At 40.1% G+C, this 21,211-nt stretch carries 14 protein-coding genes; 6 read left to right on the forward strand and 8 right to left on the reverse strand.

Going from position 1 to position 21,211, the window contains the following annotated elements; translation table 11 throughout:
- Window positions 1–42 precede the first annotated feature (42 nt).
- The 4 genes from AC559H_RS11395 to sppA form a co-directional block, all read right to left on the reverse strand.
- On the reverse strand, window positions 43–1,464 hold the full coding sequence (locus AC559H_RS11395) for an AMIN domain-containing protein (protein WP_051319831.1): 1,422 nt from the start codon (window positions 1,462–1,464) through the stop codon (window positions 43–45).
- 177 nt (window positions 1,465–1,641) lie between these two features.
- Window positions 1,642–1,992: a HepT-like ribonuclease domain-containing protein gene (locus AC559H_RS11400; protein WP_026795786.1), complete on the reverse strand. Its 351-nt coding sequence runs from the start codon at window positions 1,990–1,992 to the stop codon at window positions 1,642–1,644.
- Entirely contained in the window at window positions 1,982–2,272 is a 291-nt protein-coding gene (locus tag AC559H_RS11405; protein WP_026788716.1) for a nucleotidyltransferase family protein, read from the reverse strand. The genes AC559H_RS11400 and AC559H_RS11405 overlap by 11 nt, the downstream gene beginning before the upstream one ends.
- An 83-nt stretch (window positions 2,273–2,355) precedes the next feature.
- Entirely contained in the window at window positions 2,356–3,174 is an 819-nt protein-coding gene (gene sppA, locus AC559H_RS11410) for a signal peptide peptidase SppA (RefSeq protein WP_026788715.1), read from the reverse strand.
- Between the two features lie 78 nt (window positions 3,175–3,252).
- On the opposite strand from sppA, the gene AC559H_RS11415 reads away from it, so the two are divergent.
- The 3 genes from AC559H_RS11415 to treY all read left to right on the forward strand — a co-directional run bounded on the left by AC559H_RS11415 (window position 3,253) and on the right by treY (window position 9,368).
- Entirely contained in the window at window positions 3,253–4,344 is a 1,092-nt protein-coding gene (locus AC559H_RS11415) for a DMT family transporter (RefSeq protein ID WP_026798501.1), read from the forward strand.
- Window positions 4,345–4,362: 18 nt separating this feature from the next.
- Window positions 4,363–6,183, forward strand: coding sequence for a malto-oligosyltrehalose trehalohydrolase (treZ, locus tag AC559H_RS11420; RefSeq protein ID WP_026798502.1), 1,821 nt, complete (start codon window positions 4,363–4,365; stop codon window positions 6,181–6,183).
- Between the two features lie 380 nt (window positions 6,184–6,563).
- Window positions 6,564–9,368, forward strand: a complete 2,805-nt coding sequence (gene treY, locus AC559H_RS11425; protein ID WP_026795783.1) for a malto-oligosyltrehalose synthase — start codon at window positions 6,564–6,566, stop codon at window positions 9,366–9,368.
- 255 nt (window positions 9,369–9,623) lie between these two features.
- Here treY and AC559H_RS11430 read toward each other — a convergent pair whose 3' ends face one another.
- Both AC559H_RS11430 and treS read right to left on the reverse strand, forming a co-directional pair.
- Window positions 9,624–9,833 (reverse strand): hypothetical protein, encoded by a 210-nt coding sequence (locus tag AC559H_RS11430; protein ID WP_026788711.1) that lies wholly within the window; start codon window positions 9,831–9,833, stop codon window positions 9,624–9,626.
- A gap of 97 nt (window positions 9,834–9,930) precedes the next feature.
- Window positions 9,931–13,251: a maltose alpha-D-glucosyltransferase gene (gene treS / locus AC559H_RS11435; RefSeq protein ID WP_026795782.1), complete on the reverse strand. Its 3,321-nt coding sequence runs from the start codon at window positions 13,249–13,251 to the stop codon at window positions 9,931–9,933.
- Window positions 13,252–13,644: 393 nt separating this feature from the next.
- Between treS and AC559H_RS11440 the strand changes: the two genes are divergently transcribed.
- The 3 genes from AC559H_RS11440 to AC559H_RS11450 all read left to right on the forward strand — a co-directional run bounded on the left by AC559H_RS11440 (window position 13,645) and on the right by AC559H_RS11450 (window position 19,015).
- A complete protein-coding gene (locus AC559H_RS11440) occupies window positions 13,645–14,718 on the forward strand; it encodes a hypothetical protein (protein WP_051319830.1) in 1,074 nt (357 codons plus the stop codon).
- A gap of 88 nt (window positions 14,719–14,806) precedes the next feature.
- The gene (locus AC559H_RS11445) at window positions 14,807–15,352 is read left to right on the forward strand and encodes a BON domain-containing protein (protein ID WP_071782766.1); all 546 of its coding nucleotides are present in this window, start codon (window positions 14,807–14,809) and stop codon (window positions 15,350–15,352) included.
- A 675-nt stretch (window positions 15,353–16,027) separates the two neighbouring features.
- Window positions 16,028–19,015, forward strand: a complete 2,988-nt coding sequence (locus tag AC559H_RS11450) for a PAS domain S-box protein (RefSeq protein ID WP_081693645.1) — start codon at window positions 16,028–16,030, stop codon at window positions 19,013–19,015.
- 22 nt (window positions 19,016–19,037) lie between these two features.
- Here the strand turns inward: AC559H_RS11450 and AC559H_RS11455 are convergent, their stop codons facing one another.
- The gene (locus AC559H_RS11455; protein WP_026788708.1) at window positions 19,038–20,069 is read right to left on the reverse strand and encodes a C39 family peptidase; all 1,032 of its coding nucleotides are present in this window, start codon (window positions 20,067–20,069) and stop codon (window positions 19,038–19,040) included.
- Window positions 20,070–20,335: 266 nt separating this feature from the next.
- Complete coding sequence (locus AC559H_RS11460; protein WP_051319717.1) at window positions 20,336–21,196, reverse strand: SGNH/GDSL hydrolase family protein; 861 nt, start codon at window positions 21,194–21,196, stop codon at window positions 20,336–20,338.
- Window positions 21,197–21,211: the final 15 nt, after the last annotated feature.

The raw sequence follows: 21,211 nt of genomic DNA on the forward strand, positions 1-21,211 counted from the left end.
GGGGACAGGGGAGGGGAATTTAGGGTTTTATCCCAAATCAACCTATTGATTGACTAGAAAGAAATTAGGAGTTGTCAAATCTTGGGTTAACTGAATAGAAATGATTTGACCAGGTTGTAAAGTCGTGGGTGAGGGAGAAGTCCCAATCCCAATTCCGGCCCCAGCAATTGCACCGACTAAAGCTCCAACTCCGGTAAAACCACTAATTAAAAACCCGGCTAAACTCCCCGCACCCGTACCAATTCCTACCCGTTCAGGACGGACTTCTAATGACCCTGGAATCCAGTTCGATTGACCTTGAATTGGGATACTACGACCGTCTAAATTAATCGCTTGAGCAATAAACCGACTACCTTTTGTCGTGGTTTCAAATTCTCCAACAATCGGCGTATCTGGCGGCACAATATAATTGCCCAAACTATCAACAATTCCTCCCTGTAATAACAACACATCCTGACGTTCAGAACGGCGGGTTAAACGCACCTGATCTTCCGTGGGATAAAGTAGGGTTAAATCGGTTCCGGTCGGAAGTAGAATCGCCGGAGGACGAGGATTAAGATAGGATTGCTGCTGTCCTGGGGGCAAAGGTTGACCAAAGGGAACCGCTTGGGGTAGGGACGGGGTAACAATGTATCGAGGATTGGGTGCCCCCGCAAACCCCTGTGATACCTGAATAGGAGGGCGATAGGCAGTGGTTTGAGGAGGTGGGGGAACGGTAGGAAACAGTTGGGCTTGGCTAGGCTGACTTACCGGAACCCGCACTACCTCTAAACTCGAATCTCTGGTCGGTTGGGGGTTGGGTAAAACCGTTTGTCTGGGGTCGTATTGACGGACAGAATATTGAGGGGGTTTTGGGGGTGCGGTCGGTTTAACAGTGGCGGTGGTTTGAGTCGCGGTGGCAGTTCGAGTGGGGGAAGGATTTGGAGTCGTTTGGGGTTGGGCCGTCGCCACGCTATTCGGAGGAGTGGCCGGGGGTTCGGGGGGTAGGGTTTGTAGGGTGGGACGCAACACCCAGAGGTTATCAATCCCAATTTGACGTAAATCGAGGGTTTGGGGGTCAATGGTGATACCGGGGGTGAACTCTACGACTAATTGAGCTTGTTGCGGTTTAGTTTGGATTAAACTGACTTGACTAACAACGCCTGTCTCATAGCGTTCGGTAATATTCACTTTAACTTCCGTATTTGGAAGGTCTAGGATTAGGCGCGGGGGAAGGTTATAAACCGATAATTGGGGCTGATTCCCTGGCGGCAGTTCGACCTCGACAATTCCCGTATTGGGATCAATTTTCCAATCTACAACGCTGGCGGCTTGTACGGTTAAGGGATGGGCCGTTGCTAGGGCTAGACAGGTGAATATACTAGAGGTTCGCAACAGCATACTCCCATACAATGCGGTGACGTCCGAGGCGACGCAGGTTTGTACCGTGTGCTTAAATTTTTGTTTGAAGTTTTGCGCTTGCATGGTTTCTGCGTGAAAACTCTAGTTTATTGATGTTTTATTAGCACATTTAAGGGCAGAATGCAAGTGTTAAAGTAATTCAATCTCACCGAAACCCTGATAAAACTGATATAAAAAGGGATGTATTGTTGAAAGACGGGATTGAGTTAAAATAGCGATCGTTCTCCCTTTTTTATAATGTTATTCATCCCTAAACTCTGCCTCTAAAATTCGCTCTACTATTATTAGTAATGGGGGTATTTTAGTTTCCACAATATCCCAGACAATCTCATCTTCAATGCTAAAATAAGCGTGAGCTAAAATATCACGTAATCCAGCTATTTTTCGCCATTCAACCTCTGAATACTTTAAACGAATTTCCTGGGGAATATTTTTAACTGCTTCCCCAATAATCTGCAAATTACGCACAACCGCATCATAAGTACGCTCATCAGCTTGGAAATCCTCAAAGCTCATTCCTTGTGTGTACCGTCTGACTTTGACTCCAGAAGTGAGGATATCCTCCAAATAGAGGCGAATACTACGCGACATAAATGGCTTCCTGTTCTACAGTAGAGCGAATCAGAGGTTTAAGCGATCGCTGACTTACCAAGTCTACCCGCGTTTCTAGTAAATCTTCGAGGTAGAATTTTACATCCATATAACGGTCAAATGTAACTGAACCCTCAAACTCTACTAAAATATCCACATCACTATCAGGTCTAGCTTCATCCCTGGCAACAGAACCGAATATTGCCAACAACTTGACTCCCAAGTCTTTTAGTACCATCCGATGCTGCGCCAAAATACTGAGAACCTCATCCCGCTTCATAATTCACCCTACCGTCACAACAATTTTAAGTGTTAAAGTCGTTATATAGATGGAATCCCCGCCCGTTCACGGCGGGGCGGATGTCAAGGTCGATACATCCACAGGGGTAAACCACTGGTAGATAACTCAAATTCTAGCCAACGGTTAGCCGCAATAATGCTATTTGGAGTTAAACTATTACCTGTAAATCTACTTACAAAAGGTTTGGGTTTTTCAAAGGTGAAACACTCGGTTTTTTTGGGATCTAGTTTAACTAATTCCGCCGCCCAACACCGGGCATCTTCTTCCGTTCCTAAACGGTCTACTATTCCCAATTCCACCGCCTGTTGTCCGGTAAAAATCCGACCATCGGCAAAACTCCTCACGGTGTCATGACTCAAGTTCCGAGACTCAGCAACAGTTTGCACAAATTGTTGATAACTGGTATCAATTAATTCCTGTAAAATATGTTGTTCGGGTTCAGTTAATTCTCGATCAAAAGATAAAATATCTTTATAAGGCCCGGATTTAATCACCTTAAAAGATATGCCAATTTTTTCTAATAACCGTTCTATATTATTACCTCGTAAAATTACTCCAATACTTCCGGTAATCGTACCTGGGTTTGCCATAATATGTTCGGCTCCCATGCCAATATACACACCCCCGGAGGCAGAAATATTCCCGAAACTCGCCACAATTTTGACTTTTTTCTGTAACCGTTTCAGGGCGCTATAAATCTCTTGGGAGTCGCCAACGGTTCCCCCAGGGCTATCAATTCTCAAGAGTAGGGCGGGAAATTTCCGTTCTTCCACGGTTTTTAGGTCTTCCAACACCCGTTTGCGGGTCTCTGAACCAATGGCACCATTAATTTCTATGCGGGCGATTTGTTTGCGGTAGCTGGGTTTAAATGGCCAAATCATGGTTAATGACAAAACTATATTAAGTCCATAATATTGTATAAACTCCTTAATAAAAGTACATACTCAATGGAGAACCGAATGCAGCAGCCGGAAACCCAGGCTAAATTACCCTTTCAACCCCTATTGTTAATTGCCCCCTTCTTCTTTTGGGGGACGGCGATGGTGGCGATGAAGGGACTCCTACCCCATACCACACCGTTTTTTATGGCGGGAGTTCGGTTAGTCCCCGCAGGGGTTTTGGTAATATTGGCGGGGATATTGTCGGGGCGTCCGCAACCGAAGGGCTGGCAAGCATGGCTATGGATATCAATTTTTGGGTTAGTGGATGCTACCTTATTTCAAGGATTTTTAGCCCAAGGGTTAGTTAGAACCGGGGCCGGGTTAGGATCGGTGATGATCGACTCCCAACCCCTAGCCGTGGCAATTTTATCTTTATGGTTATTTCAAGAAACCATTGGATTTTGGGGATGGTTAGGGTTAGCTATTGGCATTATGGGAATTAGTTTTATTGGTTTACCCGATGATTGGATTTTAGGGTTATTTAATGCGGAATTATTAGTGAATTCTATTGATATTTCTCAATTGTTTAATAGTGGGCAATTATTAATGTTATTAGCCGCGCTATCAATGGCAACTGGAACTGTATTAGTCCGGTGGGTTTGTCGCTATGCTGATCCGGTTGTCGGCACTGGATGGCACATGATTATTGGGGGTTTACCTTTATTTGGGTTATCGGCTATTTCAGAAACTCAACAGTGGCAAAATATTGATCTTTCCGGTTGGGTGGCTATGGGTTATTCTACCATATTTGGGAGTGCGATCGCCTATGGATTATTTTTCTATTTTGCATCTAGTGGAAGTCTGACTAGCTTGAGTTCTTTGACGTTTCTGACCCCAGTTTTTGCCCTCTTATTTGGAAATTTCTTTTTACAAGAAGTCCTCAGTCCGTTACAATCAATGGGAGTCGGCTTAACATTAGTAAGTATCTATTTGGTGAATCAACGGGAAACCTTGGCTGAAAAGTTTAAAATCAAAGGTTCTCAGGATTTTACCCCATCTCAACCAGAAGCCAATTTATTACAACCAGCAGAGGCAAATTCCCTGGAGTTACCTGTAAAAATTAACCAGGTAGAAACAAGTAAAAACCCATCTCTACACCCTGAACTGTAATTTACCCCAAAATTTCTTATGAAAATCGGTGCAAATTATTTAGGTAACAATTGCTGTGAATTTAAAGTTTGGTCGCCCTTGCGTGAAAGCGTTGCTGTTAAGATTATATCCCCGGAAGAACGATTAATTGATTTAGAATTTGATCAACAGGGATACGGTCGTGCAACGGTTGAAAATATCCCCCCAGGAAGCCGTTATTTTTATCAATTAGATCGAAAATTTACCTATCCCGATCCTGCTTCCTATTCTCAACCGGATGGAGTTCATCAAGCCTCGGAAGTGATTGATCAAAATAGCTTTATTTGGCAGGATCAAGACTGGAAAAGTATTTCCTTAGATGAATTAATTGTTTATGAACTACACGTTGGAACCTTTACCCCAGAGGGAACATTTACCGCAATTATTCCTCGAATTTCGGAGTTATTAGAGTTAGGAATTAATGCGATTGAATTAATGCCTATTAGTCAGTTTCCAGGCTATCGCAATTGGGGTTATGATGGTACTTATCTCTATGCTCCTCAGAATTGTTATGGCGGGGTAGAAGGGTTAAAACAGTTGGTCAATGCTTGCCATCAACAAGGCATGGCGGTGATTTTAGATGTGGTTTATAATCACTTTGGCCCAGAAGGAAATTATATCGCACAATTCGGCCCCTATTTTACTGAAAGGTATCAAACTCCTTGGGGTTCAGCGATTAATTATGATCAAGCCTATTGTCAGGGTGTGAGGAATTTTATTATTGAAAATGCCCTCTATTGGTTACGGGATTTCCATATTGATGCGTTAAGATTGGATGCGGCTGATAATATTTTTGATCTCGGTGCTAAACATATTTTACAGGAATTAGCTGAACAAGTCAATCAACTTTCTCAACAGCAAGGAAGGAAGTTTTATTTGATGGCTGAAACGGATTTAAACGATGGTAAATTAATCCGTTCAAAAGCCGTAGGAGGTTATGGTTTAGATGGGCAGTGGTGTGATGATTTTCACCATGCTATTCATACGGTATTAACGGGTGAAAATATCGGGTATTATCAAGATTATGGTCGCTGCGAACAGTTAGCAAAATCCTATAGAGAAAGCTTTGTTTATACCTGGGATTATTCTCAGAATCGAAAACGCTTTCATGGGGAGTCGGTGGCCGATTGTCCCCCCCATCAATTCTTAGTTTGTAGTCAAAATCATGACCAAATTGGCAACCGTTTATTAGGGGAAAGATTAACAGCTTTAATCTCCTATGAAGGGTTAAAATTAGCCGCCGCAACGGTATTATTATCGCCCTATATTCCCCTATTATTTATGGGGGAAGAATATGGGGAACCTGCACCTTTTCAATATTTTATTAGTCACTCCGATCAGGATTTAATTGAAGGGGTGCGAAAGGGAAGAAAAGCGGAATTTGAGGCCTTTCATCTAGCGGGTGATTCTCCAGACCCTCAAAGTCAAGAAACTTTTAATCAATGTAAGTTAAATTGGCAATTAAAACGGCAAGGAAAACATCAAGTATTATGGGAATTATATCAAATATTGATCCAATTGAGGCGGAATATTCCAGCTTTGAAATTACGCGATCGCACCCATCAAGAAGTTCACTGTATTGAGGAAGATAAATTATTAGTCTTCCGGCGTTGGTTTGAAGATCATCAGGTTTTATGTCTGCTTAATTTCAGCAAAAATCCGGTTTCCTACAGTCCTAATTTAATCGGTAAAACTTGGCAAAAACGTTTAGATTCTAACGATAAAAAATGGCTAGGTTCAGGTTCAAATTTACCTGAAACATTAACTAATTCTTCCGAATTAACCTTAGTTCCAGAAAGTTTTGTCCTGTATGAAACTTAATTGTTATTTGGTTTAATGAATTCCAACGAGATATCTGTCTATTAAGTAGGTGGTCATAATTATTCATTTCGTTGTTGGGCTTTAGCCCTCTAGGGAGGGCTAAAGCCCAACAACAAACTTGTTACTTTATTTATGACTACCTACTTAATTCCTCGCATAATAGCTTGTATTGGTACTTGCCATAAATTTTCTAAACCCCAAATATATTGCAGATAACTAAAAAAGTTTAAGAGGTTAAAATCAAAGGGTTAAAAAATCCAATCATATTTGAAATTTACAAGCTAAAACAATATTTTCAATCTTTAGATAGATAACCAGAATGAAAAATCAGTGCTAACATCAAATTATCATCTGTAATTTAACTTTATCTCAAAATTATTATGAGGATTCCTGTAGCTACCTATCGAATTCAGTTTAATAGAGATTTTCCTTTTAATCATGCTAACGAGATTATTGATTACTTGTATGAATTAGGAATTTCTGACCTGTATGCGTCTCCCATTTTCAAAGCTAGAATTGGAAGCACTCATGGCTATGATATTGTTGATCAAAATCAATTAAACCCAGAACTGGGAAAACAGGAAGACTTTGATCAATTAATGGAAAAAATCAAAAATCAGGGAATGGGATGGTTACAGGATATTGTCCCTAATCACATGGCCTATGATAGCCAAAATAAATATTTAACGGATATCTTTGAATATGGTGCTGATTCGGATTATTTAGATTTTTTTGATATTGATTGGGAACATCCCCATGATGACTTTAGAGGTCGGGTTTTAGCCCCCTTATTAGGGGATTTTTATGGCAATTGTTTAGAAAATGGACAATTAACTATTTCTTACGAAGACGAGGTATTATATGTAAATTATTATAGCCTAAAATTCCCTTTAAAAATTGAATCCTACACTTATTTAGTCAGTCATCGCCTCAAAGAATTAGAAGGAAGGTTAGGAAGAAGACACCCGAATGTAATTAAACTGTTAGGAGTATTGTATGTTCTGAAAAATATTCCCAATGAAAAATCTATTCAAGATCGGCGATCACAAGCGTTATTTGCTAAAGGATTACTTTGGGAACTGTATCAAGAAAATACCGATATTAATAAATTTGTTGATGAAAATATTGAATATTTGAATGGAAAAACAGACGATCCAGAAAGTTTAAACGACTTAGATCAACTACTTTCTCAACAAATTTTCCGATTATCCTATTGGAAAGTGGGTGCGGAAGAATTAAACTATCGACGCTTTTTTACAGTCAATGAATTAATTAGTGTCAAAGTAGAAGATGAAAAAGTTTTTAATAAAACCCATGATCTAATTTTTAAATTAGTCAGGTCAGGGAAATTTACAGGACTCAGAATTGATCATATTGATGGACTTTATAACCCGCTACAATATTTACAATCCATCCGAGAAAAAGTCGGAAATGTTTATCTAACCGTCGAGAAAATTTTAGAGATTGAGGAAGAATTACCCAGCGCTTGGCCGATTGAAGGAACTTCCGGTTATGAATTTTTAATTTATGTTAATAGTTTGTTTTGTCAAGGCAAAAATGAAGATCGCTTTAGCCAAATTTATCGAGATGCCACGGGGTTAACTGCCTCATTTAAACAATTATTAATTGCTAAAAAACGCTTAATTGCCGATCGCAACTTAGCCGGAGATGCTGATAATTTAGCCGGATTACTCAAACGCATTGCTGGTCAATATCGTTATGGACGAGACTTAACTTTACATGGGTTACAAACTGCAATTTTAGAAGTATTAGTTCGTTTTCCCGTCTATCGAACCTATATTAATGAAGGACAAGTCAGCGAAGCAGATCGATATTATGTTCAGTTTGCGGTTCAAGAAGCCAAAGGAAAACATCCTGAACTGATTAACGAACTCAATTTAATTGAAAAGTTTTTATTACTAGAATATGACCCCTATTTAAGTGAGGAAAACAAAAAAATATGGCTACATTTTGTGATGAAATTTCAACAATTTTCCGGGCCATTAACTGCAAAAGGAGTGGAAGATACCCTATTTTATGTTTATAACCGTTTTGTTTCTTTAAATGAAGTCGGGGGCGCACCAAATCATTTTGGGATTAGTCCCGATACCCTGCATCAATTTAATAAAAAACGGGCAAAAAGTTTGCCTCACACAATGAATACCACCTCAACCCATGATACTAAACGCAGCGAAGATTTACGCGCCAGGTTAAACGTTATTTCTGAAATTCCTGATGAATGGGAAGCCCAAGTTAGAACTTGGATGGCATTAAATCGTGATCAGAAAACAGAAACCAATGGACGAATTATTCCTGATGGCAATGATGAATATTTCTTGTATCAAAATTTAATCGGTTCCTATCCCTTTGATGAAATCGAATATCCCGAATTTGTAGAACGGGTCAAACAGTTTGCGATTAAAGCTGTCCGAGAAGCGAAATTTCATACGGCTTGGTTACGTCCTGACTCGGTTTATGAGGAAGGTTATCTAGCTTTTATTGATAAAATTTTGAACCCTTCTGAGAACAATAAGTTTTTACAAGAGTTCAGAAAATTCAAACAAAAAATAGCCTTTTATGGGATATTTAATTCCCTATCCCAAACCTTAATTAAAATCACTAGCCCGGGTTTACCGGATTTTTACCAAGGAACAGAACTCTGGGATTTTAGTTTAGTTGACCCGGATAATCGTCGTCCCGTTGATTATCAAAAACGGATCGAGTTTATTCAGGAAATTAAAAGCCGTTCTCGAAAGGATATTTTATCTTTAATTGAGGAATTAAAACAGACCCCTAAAGATGGACGGATTAAATTATTTTTAATTACTCAAGGGTTAGCCATTCGTAAACAATATCTGGAAGTTTATCAACAGGGAACTTACATTCCCTTACAGGTAACGGGAGACTATGGGGAACATATTTTAGCCTTTGGTCGCACCTATGGTCAGACGATTACAATTACTGTTGTTCCCAGATTTTTAACAAGTTTAGTTGAACCAAAACAGTTTCCTTTAGGGGACAATATTTGGCAGGATACAGCGATTAAATTACCGGAAGATTGGACAACTAATTGGAAAGAAATGATTACAAACCAAGGGATTAAAGGCAATCATTTCTTGAAAATAGGAGATATTTTAACGGTGTTTCCGGTGGCTTTATTGGCAACTTCATGTACAGATAATTAAGGGAACAGGGAACAGAAACCTCAGTGATTCTAGGATTAGCAACCGCAACCGCAATTATTTTAGCCTTTACGGTGGATTGGAATCAGCTTAAAATTCCCCTGTTTTCCCCAATAGTCACTCATCAGAAACCCGGTTTCTTTAACCCTGCGTGAGTCCTAATTTATTTAGACTTGGGATGATCTTGACACACTTTTAACTTTTGTTTTTCCTCTGGACGAGTAACAAAATAATCCTTTAACCAGTCGCACCCTGTCGCTAATTTAGAGATAATTGCCGCTTAGAAACAACACAATCTTGCAAATAAAGATTAATTAGTTCCTGGGAAGATATACCTTTTTCCTGAGCCATTGTTTCAAAATATTCAATCACATCAATTCCGAGAGAAATAGTGACCTGTTTTTTTAACTGTTTGGCAAAAGGATTAGGTCTTTTTTTCATTTTTGACAGATCGTATTCCGGTTCCATTGTTTTATCTCCTTAGTGATTAAACCATATCTAGTTTTCACCAACAGTTTCTAAGTAGAAACCCGGTTTCTTAGGCCCTGCGTAAGTCCTAAATATGTTAGTGAAGACTAGAGACTAATCGCTTGAGAGAAATATCTAATAATTCCGGGCGATAATCTAAATGGTAGCCTAATTCCTGAATGGTTCTTTCTAACAAATAACAATCTAATAAGACATTAAGTTCCTGTTTTCCTTGGGGTAAAAAACGATCTTGGGATGCTGTTTCTAAATAACTATTTAGGAAAGCAGCACTCACCCAACTTGACCATAATTGACCCCAATGTTCCATCAGGGCTAAATTCTCTGGGCGAATCATACCATTTTTTACTTCTTCCCGCAGGGCGAAACGAGTAGCAAAATCAAAAGACTGTAACATTCCCGCGACGTCTCGCAGGGGGGAACGTTTCATCCGTCTTTCACTGAGTGACCGATAGGATTCTCCCTCAAAATCAATGATAATAAAATCCTTTCCTGTATACAAGACATCGTACAAAGAATAGTTACCATGACATCGGGTTCTCAGGGCGGTAATTTTCAAATTTAATAGGCTTTGAAACCGACCCAAAATATAGTTTTGATTATTCAAAATATGTTGGGCTAGGGGTTGAAGTTCCGGGGTTAAAGTTTCCAGTTGTTTCCTGAATTTTAGCAAAACTTGTCCGGTTAAATTACGAGAATATTGATAAATTGAACGTTGATAAAAGGTAGAAAATGGTTCCGGGGCAAAGTCAGAATTACGGGGATTACTCGCTAGAACAATATGAAATTCTGCGGTGCGTTTTCCCAGAAGTTCTGCACTGGTTAAATAGGAACCAATCAGGAGTAAAACTTCTTCAGGAATGGGTTGTTGATAGAGGTCAAAGAAAGAACGGGGTGAAGACAAAATTTCTAAATCTTGACTCGGTTGTAAGACTACCCGATCAAAGTAATCTCGTAAACTATCTAAGGTATAATTCCAAGCATGAATCGCATCGGGAATATACCCCTGAAGAAACCCTAATGTGAGGGATTCTCCTCGGTGACGACGATATTCTAATCCACCCAGTAATTGTGTTGTATATCCTAACTGTTGTTTTTGTTCTAAAAATTTACGAACTTCTAACTCGGGATGGATGCCTTCTTCTACTCGACGGAATAGTTTAAATAGGAAGCGATCGCCATAAACTACAAAGGAATTATCATACTCCTCTTTTAATAAATGGGGGTCTAATTTTTGCTCTAAATTCTGTTGTTTTATGGCATCGGTTGTGGTGGCAATTAAATTACCAAATCGACCCGCATAACGGTCAGAATTAATAATCATTTTTAAGGGTAAACTTAAAAAGTCAAGATTCTGCCCCACTTCTAATAAAATTCCGGTTTCTGTATTCTGTTGTACCGTTGCTAAGATTAATTGGGGTGTTTCTATTTTCAGGGTTTCTGCTAATTTCTCCCCCGCATAAGCTAAAGGAATTAGATAGGTTTCTGGGAATCCTTCTGTATATTCCACTTGCAATAAAATAATCACCGCTTGACTATCTTGATAGGGAATAGGAATGAATTCTGTAATCTTTACAGATTGGAGAATACGAGATTTAGAAAGAAACCAACGACAGCGATAGATATAGGCGGGTAAAATAGATTCTAAACGGGTTTTTAAGTTGGGTTGGGTAAGGATTTCTTGCCAATTATTTTGAACAATAAAATTGGTTAATTGGGCTTGAGGTCGAGGCAATAAAGCCACTTTCGGATCAAACTGGAGCATAAACCAGTAAAACCCATGGGGAGATAAACTAATAAAATAGGAAGAATCACTAATTTTAGGAAATTCTGTCCGGCCAAAAATTTCCACGGGAACCATGCCTTTAAAGGCGGATAAATCTAAATTCACCGATTGTACAAATCGCGATAAATTAGCTACAATTAACAGATGTTCTCCCTGATAGGTGCGGGTAAAAACCAGAACTTTACGGTTTTCTGAATGTAAGATTTCAAAGGTTCCCCGTCCAAAGGCTTGAAACCGTTTTCGCATGGCAATAATCCGTTTCATCCAAGATAAAAAGGAATTAGGATTACTACTTTGGGATTCTACGTTAACGGCTTTATAATCATATTCAGAATCAAAAATTAAGGGTAAATAGAGTTTTTGCGGATTCGCTCGACTAAACCCAGCATTGCGATCTGGAGTCCATTGCATCGGGGTTCTGACGCCGTTGCGATCGCCAATATAAATATTATCTCCCATGCCAATTTCATCCCCATAATAGAGTACGGGAGTTCCGGGTAAGGAGAGTAATAAACTATTCATTAATTCAATCTGACGGCGATCATTTCCCAACAGAGGCGCAAGGCGACGACGAATGCCTAAATTAATTCTAGCTTGGGGATCTTGAGCATAAACTTTATACATATAATCCCGATCTTCATCTGTTACCATTTCTAAGGTTAATTCATCATGATTCCTTAAAAATAATGCCCATTGACAATTATCAGGAATGGCGGGAGTTTGGTTTAAAATATCAATAATTGGAAAGCTATCTTCCATCCGTAAAGCCATAAATAATCGAGGCATTAAGGGGAAGTGAAAATTCAAGTGACATTCATTCCCATCGCCATAATAAGCAGCCGCATCCTCCGGCCATTGATTGGCTTCGGCGAGGAAAATTCGGTTAGCATAGTTAGTATCTAAATAACTGCGTAATTGTTTTAATAGTTTATGGGTTTCGGGTAAGTTTTCACAGTTGGTTCCCTCCCGTTCAAAAATATAGGGAATGGCATCCAGTCGCATTCCATCGACTCCCATTTCCATCCAGAAATCTAAGACTTCTAAAATTGCAGTAATGACTTCTGGGTTCTCATAATTCAAGTCCGGTTGATGGGAATAAAACCGATGCCAATAATAGGATTTTGCCACACTATCCCAAGCCCAATTTGAGGTTTCAAAATCTTGGAAAATAATTCTGACTTCTGGATATTTTTCTGGGGTTTCACTCCAGACATAGAAATCCCGTTCTTTACTACCTTTGGGGGCTAATCTTGCCCGTTGAAACCAAGGATGTTGATCGGAAGTATGATTAATTACTAATTCGACAATCACCCTAATTCCGCGATCGTGGGCGGCATCTAAAAAGGCTTTAAAATCCTCTAAATTCCCGTAAATTCCATTAACATTAATATAGTCGGCAATATCATAACCATCATCTCGCAAGGGGGAGGGAAAAAAGGGAAGAATCCAGAGAGCCGTTACTCCTAAATCCTGTAAATAATCTAATTTTTCCGTCAGTCCAATAAAGTCTCCAATACCATCCCCATTACTATCAGCAAAGGCGCGAACTGGAACTTCATAAATAATGGCATCTTTAAACCAGAGAGGATCGTTGGGGAGTTTATTGTGTTGCATTTTATTGAATTACCTAAGATTTTCGGTGTTTTGTTTGAATAGAGTTAATACACACTTACTTATTATAAAACAAATTATCAGGAAAATCACCATTCTTTAGACATAACTTAATAATCAGTCATCAGTCATCAGTGATAAAAACTTGTCTCTAAAGACAGAGGGCAAATATCTCTGATCTCGTTAACGTAGTGATTATGGAAGTTAAAATTCATAATTAAACACCTGTAAACCTCAGACCGTTTTGAGGAGATGGGGTCACTTAAAAAAAATTGTAGTGTTGATCTTTACGACAGAATGTGTCGTCTCGTTTTTAGCACTAAAACTTAATAAATTGAGTCGATCTTGTTGAAGCTACAAACACAAACAAATAAGATATTTTCAAGGAACAATATTATGGTCATCAGTCAGTCTAATTCTGTGGCGACTAAAAATCGGCGTGCCGTAGGTGTATTTCCGAACCGGAGTACGGCTGAAGAAGCCCTCCATGCCTTAAAAGACTCTGGTTTTCCGATGAATCAGATTTCTGTGATGACAAAAGATGCAATTCATGACGACAACATTGCTGGAGCCGATGTCAGTGATTCCGTTTCCGAGGGTCATGTTGCCAACCGAGTTGATAATAAAGCCGAAGAAGGGGCTGCTTTAGGTGTGACCACTGGGGGGGTTTTAGGTGGACTAACCGGGTTATTAGTCGGTTTAGGCAGTGTCGCCATCCCTGGAATCGGCCCGATTATGTTAGCGGGAGCCGCTGCTACAGCGATCGCAACTACCTTAGCCGGGACAGCGATTGGGGTTGCCACTGGAGGGTTATTAGGGGGATTAATTGGCTTGGGAATTCCCGAAGCAGATGCCAAAGTCTATAACGACTGCATCGGTCGCGGTGAATATTTGATGATTATTGATGGCAACGAGGCGGATATTACCCGCGCCCACAAAATTTTACAAACCCATAATATTCGGGAATACAGGGTTTATGATGCCCCCGGTCTTGCCTCCATGTCCCCGGAACACCTAAACCGAGACATTACCTTAGGCAATGGGGATGATTCCCTACATACCAACGGCAATAAACGGGCGATGGGTGTGTTCTCCAATCCACAGGACACCGAACAGGCGATTACGGATTTAAGAAGTACAGGTTTCCCCTTAACTCAGATTCGTTTAGTCTCTCATCAGCCAAAACAACAATGGTTTGCGGATATTGAAATGAGCGATCGCTTTGACGGTATGGGAGACGGTATTCCCACCGAACAGACCAAAATCTATAATGATCGCCTAAATCGGGGTGACTCCGTTGTGGTGATCAGTGGTACAAAAGATGAAGTTCAACGGGCGGCACCAATTTTTCGTAATCATAAAATTGAACAATGGCACGTTTATGATCAAACCGAAGTTCCACTAATAGAAACTCGCCCAACAAAACCATTAACTTCCCTTGGTCGCGATCGCACGGATTTCCCTGTTTAAAAGCCATTAATTTCCGAATTTGGGAACAGCTTATGCTGTTTCTAATTCGGTGTTCCCTACTTTATATTTTTGTTTAGGAGTTATAATCATGAAAAAATTAACCGCTTTACTCATGGGTAGTTTCTTATTGCTGGGCACAGTAGCCTGCGGGAATGTTGCCAAAACTAGCACAGGCGCACCGAGTGGGTCAAACCAAACCGCAGAAACCCCAACGGTAGAAACCTCCCAAGCCGTTCAGAAAGATGCCAAAAACGAACTGCGAAGACGTCAGCTTAATGAAGATATTCGGGCGCGGGAACAACGGAATAATATCACCGGTGGTGATGCTATTCGAGCGTCGAGTGATTTAGAAAGTGAAGTTCGCTCTAAATTAGAAGCTAATTTACCCGCAAGTCAACTAACGGTTACAGCTAAAGATGGAGTTGTAACTGTAGCTGGAACAGTGCCAAACCAACCCCAATATGACCGGATTGATCCCTTAACAAAAGAAATTAAAGGGGTGACGGAGGTTGTAATTAATGTGGCGATCGCTCCAGCCCAACCTGGGAAAGAAACCCAATCTAAAACTGAAGATCAAAAGGTTAAACCCGTGACTAATAATAATTCGGAACAGCCCCCAACCAATCCCAATTAGGAAAAAAAATAATAGGATTAATGCAGAAATTCTATTAAACCGTCTACCCGCCTTGAATTTGTTTCAGGGCGGGTTTGACTTTTGATCAGGATTATGGTGATTTGTAACTCTTGAAGACAGTTTTGACACTCTCAGGTCTGAAGACACTGAGATTCTGCGGACAGGATTAGTTTAATCTAATTCTCGCTACGATTGCCAAAGATCGTCTACTGAGTTGAGCGGACGAAAAACCCGATCTTCCCGATACTTTTACTTTTGAATCAAAACACTTTCAGAAGATATCACTAAGCCAAATTGCGGTACGCTCCATATCCTGCCTTTACTTGCTCCTTGCTTGTCATACTGCCGTTAGAATTAAATCTAACCGTTGTTTCAGGGGAGCCGGGATTTCTCCGATACTAGGATACTTCAACACGCAGATATTTATTGTTCTTACTCATGTGTTTTTGATTCTAGCACATTTTTTGATATTTCAATGGGAATAAATTCCCCTGTGTCGCGTTTCCTCTCAGGTCTGAAGACACTGAGTTTCCACTCTCCCATCTTTTTCTTATGATGAAAGATAGCCAATCAAACCTAGGGGTAAATACGGTGTTATGCCTAAAATGTCTGTTTAAAGACTAGGGATTCAGAATAAAGCTATGATCCCTGATCTATTATCCTGACCCACCCACCATGAGATTCACTCCTTCTGCACCTTCGTTCCCCCCCAGTAAACCTAAAGTGCGCCTGCGAACTACCCTTGTTGTTACATTTGTCATTCAAATCGTTGCCGCCGTTAGCTTAGTAGGGTATCTTTCCTTTAGGAATGCTCAAAAAGCCGTCAATACCCTCGCTTCTCAACTGAGGAGCGAACTGAGCGCCAGGATTGAACAGGAACTCAAAAGCTATTTTGAAAACCCCTACAGACTTAACCAACTCAATAGTCGTGCATTTTTGCGCGGGGAACTCGATGTCAGGAATGTTGACAGCGCCCGTCCCCTATTAGATCAATTAAAAATATCCCCCCTGCTGTATTCGATTTATTGCGGTAACTCCCAAGGAGAATTTTTAGGGGCGGTGCGGATTTTAGAGAATAATACCTTGGGTTTGTGGACAGCTAACGCCGAAACCGGACAACATTTATATCTCTACAATGTTGATAGGGAGGGACGACCCACCACATTACACAAGGATAGTGGGGCTATTTATGACCCGCGACAACGCCCTTGGTATCAAAAAGCCCAAAAAACTGGGCGTCCGGTCTGGAGTGATATCTATTTAGCCTTCTCCACCGGGCTACCTACGGTTACGGCCAGCCAACCAATTTATAATCCCGATACAGACGAACTGCTGGGGGTTTGCGCCACGGATGTTTTGCTTCCCGATGATTTCCGCAAATTCCTATCAAGTTTAGCGATCGGAAAATCGGGTATTGCCTTTGTCAGCGATCGCACTGGTCAGTTACTTTCGAGTTCGACCGATGAAACCCTAACCGTCGGAGAAGGGAAGCAAGCCAAACTCCTCCCCGCAACCGATAGCCAAAATCCTTTAATTCGAGGTGCAACCCAACAACTGATCCTTCAATATGGCAGTTTTGCCAGCTTAGATAAACCTGTACAAACAGAGTTTCTACTGAATAATCAACGGCAATTTATTCAAGTTTTACCCTTTAAAGATGGTCGGGGACTGGACTGGTTAATTGTGGTGGTGATTCCAGAACGGGATTTTATGGATGAAATTAATGCTAATAATCGCTTGACTATTATTTTATGTTTAGTGGCATTAGTGATCGCAATTTTAGCAGGAATTGCTACCTCCCGTTGGATTTCTCAACCAATTTTGAAATTAAGTCAAGCTTCAAAAGCGATTGCTCAAGGGGAGTTGGATCAACATATTGAAACTAAAGGGATTACAGAACTTGAAGTTTTAGCTAGTTCTTTCAATACCATGACCGAGCAACTGCAAGAATCCTTTGCCAAATTAGAAACAAAAAATGCTGATTTACAACAGGCAAAAGAGGCTTTATCCGCCGCCAAAGAACAGTTAGAAGCGGTATTAAATGCCGTACCTGGTTCCATTTCTTGGCTGAGTGCTGATGGAGTTTATATCGGTGTAAATCGTCATTTAGCAGATAATTTAAGTTTGAATATGCCAGAAATTATTGGTAAAAAGATTGGATTTTTTCAGCAGAATTCAGAATATGTTGAATTTATCCGTCAGTTTCTATCAAGTCCTGAACAATCAGCTTCTCAAATTTTGCCAATTATCCTAAATGATCAACGGCGTTACTATTTAATTGTGGTGCAGAAATACCAGCAAGGTTTGGCTTCTGTTGCGGTGGGAATTGATATTACTGAACGTCGGCAAGCGGAAGAAGCCCTGAGAATTGCAGAGGAAAATTATCGCAGTATTTATGAAAACGCTTTAGAAGGGATTTTTCAATATCATCCTGAACATTCTTATATTAATGTTAATCCGGCTATGGCTCGGATTTATGGCTATGATTCTCCCCAAGATTTGATGGATATTCTACATACTTCTAGTTATTCATTATATGTGCAATCTGAACGTCATCAGAAATTTATTAGTTTAATGCAGGAACAGGAAACGGTTTCTAACTTTGAATTTCAAATTTATCGGGCAGATCGACATAAAATTTGGATTTCTGCTAGTGCTAAACCCGTCTTTAATCCCAATGGTAATTTACTCTATTACCAAGGATTTATTGCCGATATTACGGAACGGAAAAAAGCTGAAGTTGAGCGTCAACAGTTTATTGAGGAACTGTTTGAAGTCAATAGTAATTTAGAAGTTGCCATGCAAACTCAGTTAGAATTAACGGAAGCCGCCACTCGTTTTGTCCCCCAACAATTTCTCTCTCTCCTGGGTTATAACAGTATCGCCGAGGTGAAATTAGGAGAGGGAGTACAACATGAAATGTCTATTTTATTTTCCGATATCCGCGACTTTACCAGCATTAGTGAAAAGATGACCCCGGAAGATAATTTTCAATTTATTAATTCCTACCTTTCCCGTATGGAACCTGCTATTACCCAACATCAAGGGTTTATTGATAAATATATTGGTGATGCAATTATGGCGTTATTTAATGGGGGTGCAGATGATGCGATTCAAGCAGGAATTACTATGTTAAAAGCACTGGCGGAATATAATCTGACCCGAAGCCGATCCGACCGACCTAAAGTGTCTATTGGTATTGGAATTAATACGGGATCTTTAATGTTGGGAACCGTGGGCGGAGAAAATCGGATGGATAGTACGGTGATTAGTGATGCGGTGAATTTAGCCTCTCGAATTGAAGGGTTAACCAAATATTTTGGTGTGCCTTTATTAATTTCTGAATATACGTTAAAGGCGTTACAAAATCCTAGTCTTTATGGCATTCGGTTAATGGGTCGGGTTAATGTTAAAGGCAAATCGGAAATGGTGTCTGTTTTTGAAGTATTTGATGCCGATTTACCTCAAATTAAAGACGGAAAATTAGCAACTAAAACTCTATTTGAAGAAGCGGTTTCTCTTTATAATATTGAAAATTATCAAGAAGCGATGAAGGCATTTGAAGATTGTTTTGCCTTAAATCCCATTGACCGAGCGGCACAATTTTATTTAGAAAGGATTCGTCAGCTTCCCCTCAATCCCCCATCTCAAGGGGGACTTTGAGGATAGCCCCAGAAACAAGAAATTAAGTCGAAATAAAATGTACCCAAAAATTCCCATCGGGCATACAAACTCGACGGATTAAATTGTAGGAATAGGGTAAATAAGCACCACTCAAATCCGTGCGATATCCCGAAGGAAACCATTCTCCGTATGGGTCATGTACCAGTAAGCCTTTTTCGTCATAACCCACCACGGGCATAACATGACCAAAGGCAGTAAAATAACCATGAAGTACCGCCGGTTTACCATCAGCTAACCAGTCTTGTAATTCCTCTAGGGTTGCCCGGTCTGAAAAGAAATCTTTGGCTCCATAATCTTTAACAATTTTGGCTAAATCATAGGGACTCCAGCGACTATAACCTTGTTGTAAGGCATATTCATAGAGTTCATCTTCAAATTGACCGCCACTGGTACGCCGAGGAATGCCTAAATATTGCAAACACATGGCGATGGAAGTAACATTACAAGACCCGGTGGGATTATAAAAGTTATCCAGTTGAGATTTATAGGGAAAATTAGCGAGTTTGATACTTTTAGGGCGGGGTTTAGGATAAACTAAATTCTTCCCTTGATAAATTTCGGCGTGTTGATCAAATACATACCAAATTGATTGTTCCCCAAATTCATTTCCCCGAAAAGCGACTCTAATATGACCGCGTAGGGGTTCATAGGCTATAAGTTTGAATTCTTGACCTGCTTTTATGCCTTTTTTCTCAGCTTCACTTAATTGGGAAGATGTCACGGGTCTCAGTTTTAAAATTGTTTCTTGGGTAATTTTAAGAACCGGAACATCGGTAGGAAGTTGTTCCCGTTTGGTTTCTATTAATTTTTTGGCAGTTCTCGCTCCTAAAAATCCGGGTTCTTCACATTCCATTAAGGTTTGAAACCGATGCAGGGCTGCGGTGGATTTCTGTCCAAAGCTGCCATCTGATGGGGGGTCAAGCAAGGTTAAATTAATTAAAATTACCTGAATTTGACGGGCTAAGTCCTGATCCGATGTGATCACCTTCACATCATAACGTTGTTCGGTTCCTAAAATGTCTTGTAATTTCATATTCAGTAATAGATGCTATAACTTTAGGGTCTGACAAAAATAAACAATAATCGCAATAACTGGATTCTGATGTTTGTAGTTTAACCTCTTAATGGGTGTGAAAATTTCAGACGTTATTGATTATCGCGTAAATTAGCATTATTGGATAGTCCCAAATTAAAATTAACAATTCTCAACTATTCCCAAAAAGGGGGAATTACTCATGCTGGGGATGATACCCTAACCCTGGTTATCAACACCGATAAGAATTGCTATGGAAGATTAAATTAATTACTGACTTTTAAACTTTGGATTTTGGGTTCAGGCACACCCCAACTTTTGAGAATATTATAGGCAATAATTTGATGTCCGGCAATATTCGGGTGAATCCCATCCCGAGTTAATAGATTTTGTCCCTGTCCCCCATAACGTTGATAGGTGATAATGACATGGCGAAAGGGAATATTTAAGTCAATAAATTGACAGCGATATTGCAGAGCAACGTCCCGCATTACGGCGATATATTCGGCAATTCGTTGATTTTCTCGACTACTGAGATCTTCATGAATAATAGTAGGTGATAATAATAAAACTGGAATTGCTTTTGAGGTTGCCGCCTGTACCATGGCGGTTAAATTTTGCTGATATTCTTGGGTTGTGGGAATATTTGGTCTTGCGGTCGTCGGAGTTTGAAAACTTTGTAAAACATCATTCACCCCAATATTAATTGTAATTAAATCGGGTTTTTTGTCTAAAACATCTTGTTTAAATCTTTCATTCAGTTGGGTTGAAGTATTCCCAGAAACACCTGAACTGATGATTTCAACAGGTTTATCAGGATATAGTAAATTCAAATAGCGTTGTAATAGCCAGACATAACCGCCATATTGTCCTCCACTTTGGGTAATACTATCTCCAACTACCACAATTCGATGTTTATTGCGTAGGGCTTCCGGTTGGGGGTCGATGGTGGGTTGAGGTTGAGGTTGAGGTTGAGGAGGTTGAGGTTGAGGGATGGAGGAGGGGGAAGTCGCTTTTTGGGGAGTTGCGGCTTGTATGCGTACCGATGCGGCCAGAGCATACCATCCTAAACCAGCGATTGTAAGGGTGAGAAGAAATTGGACTACAATTGAAGGAACCTGTTTCATCTTTGAGCAGTGTTA

The sequence above is a fragment of the Planktothrix prolifica NIVA-CYA 540 genome, assembly GCF_963864145.1.
Lineage (GTDB): Bacteria > Cyanobacteriota > Cyanobacteriia > Cyanobacteriales > Microcoleaceae > Planktothrix > Planktothrix agardhii.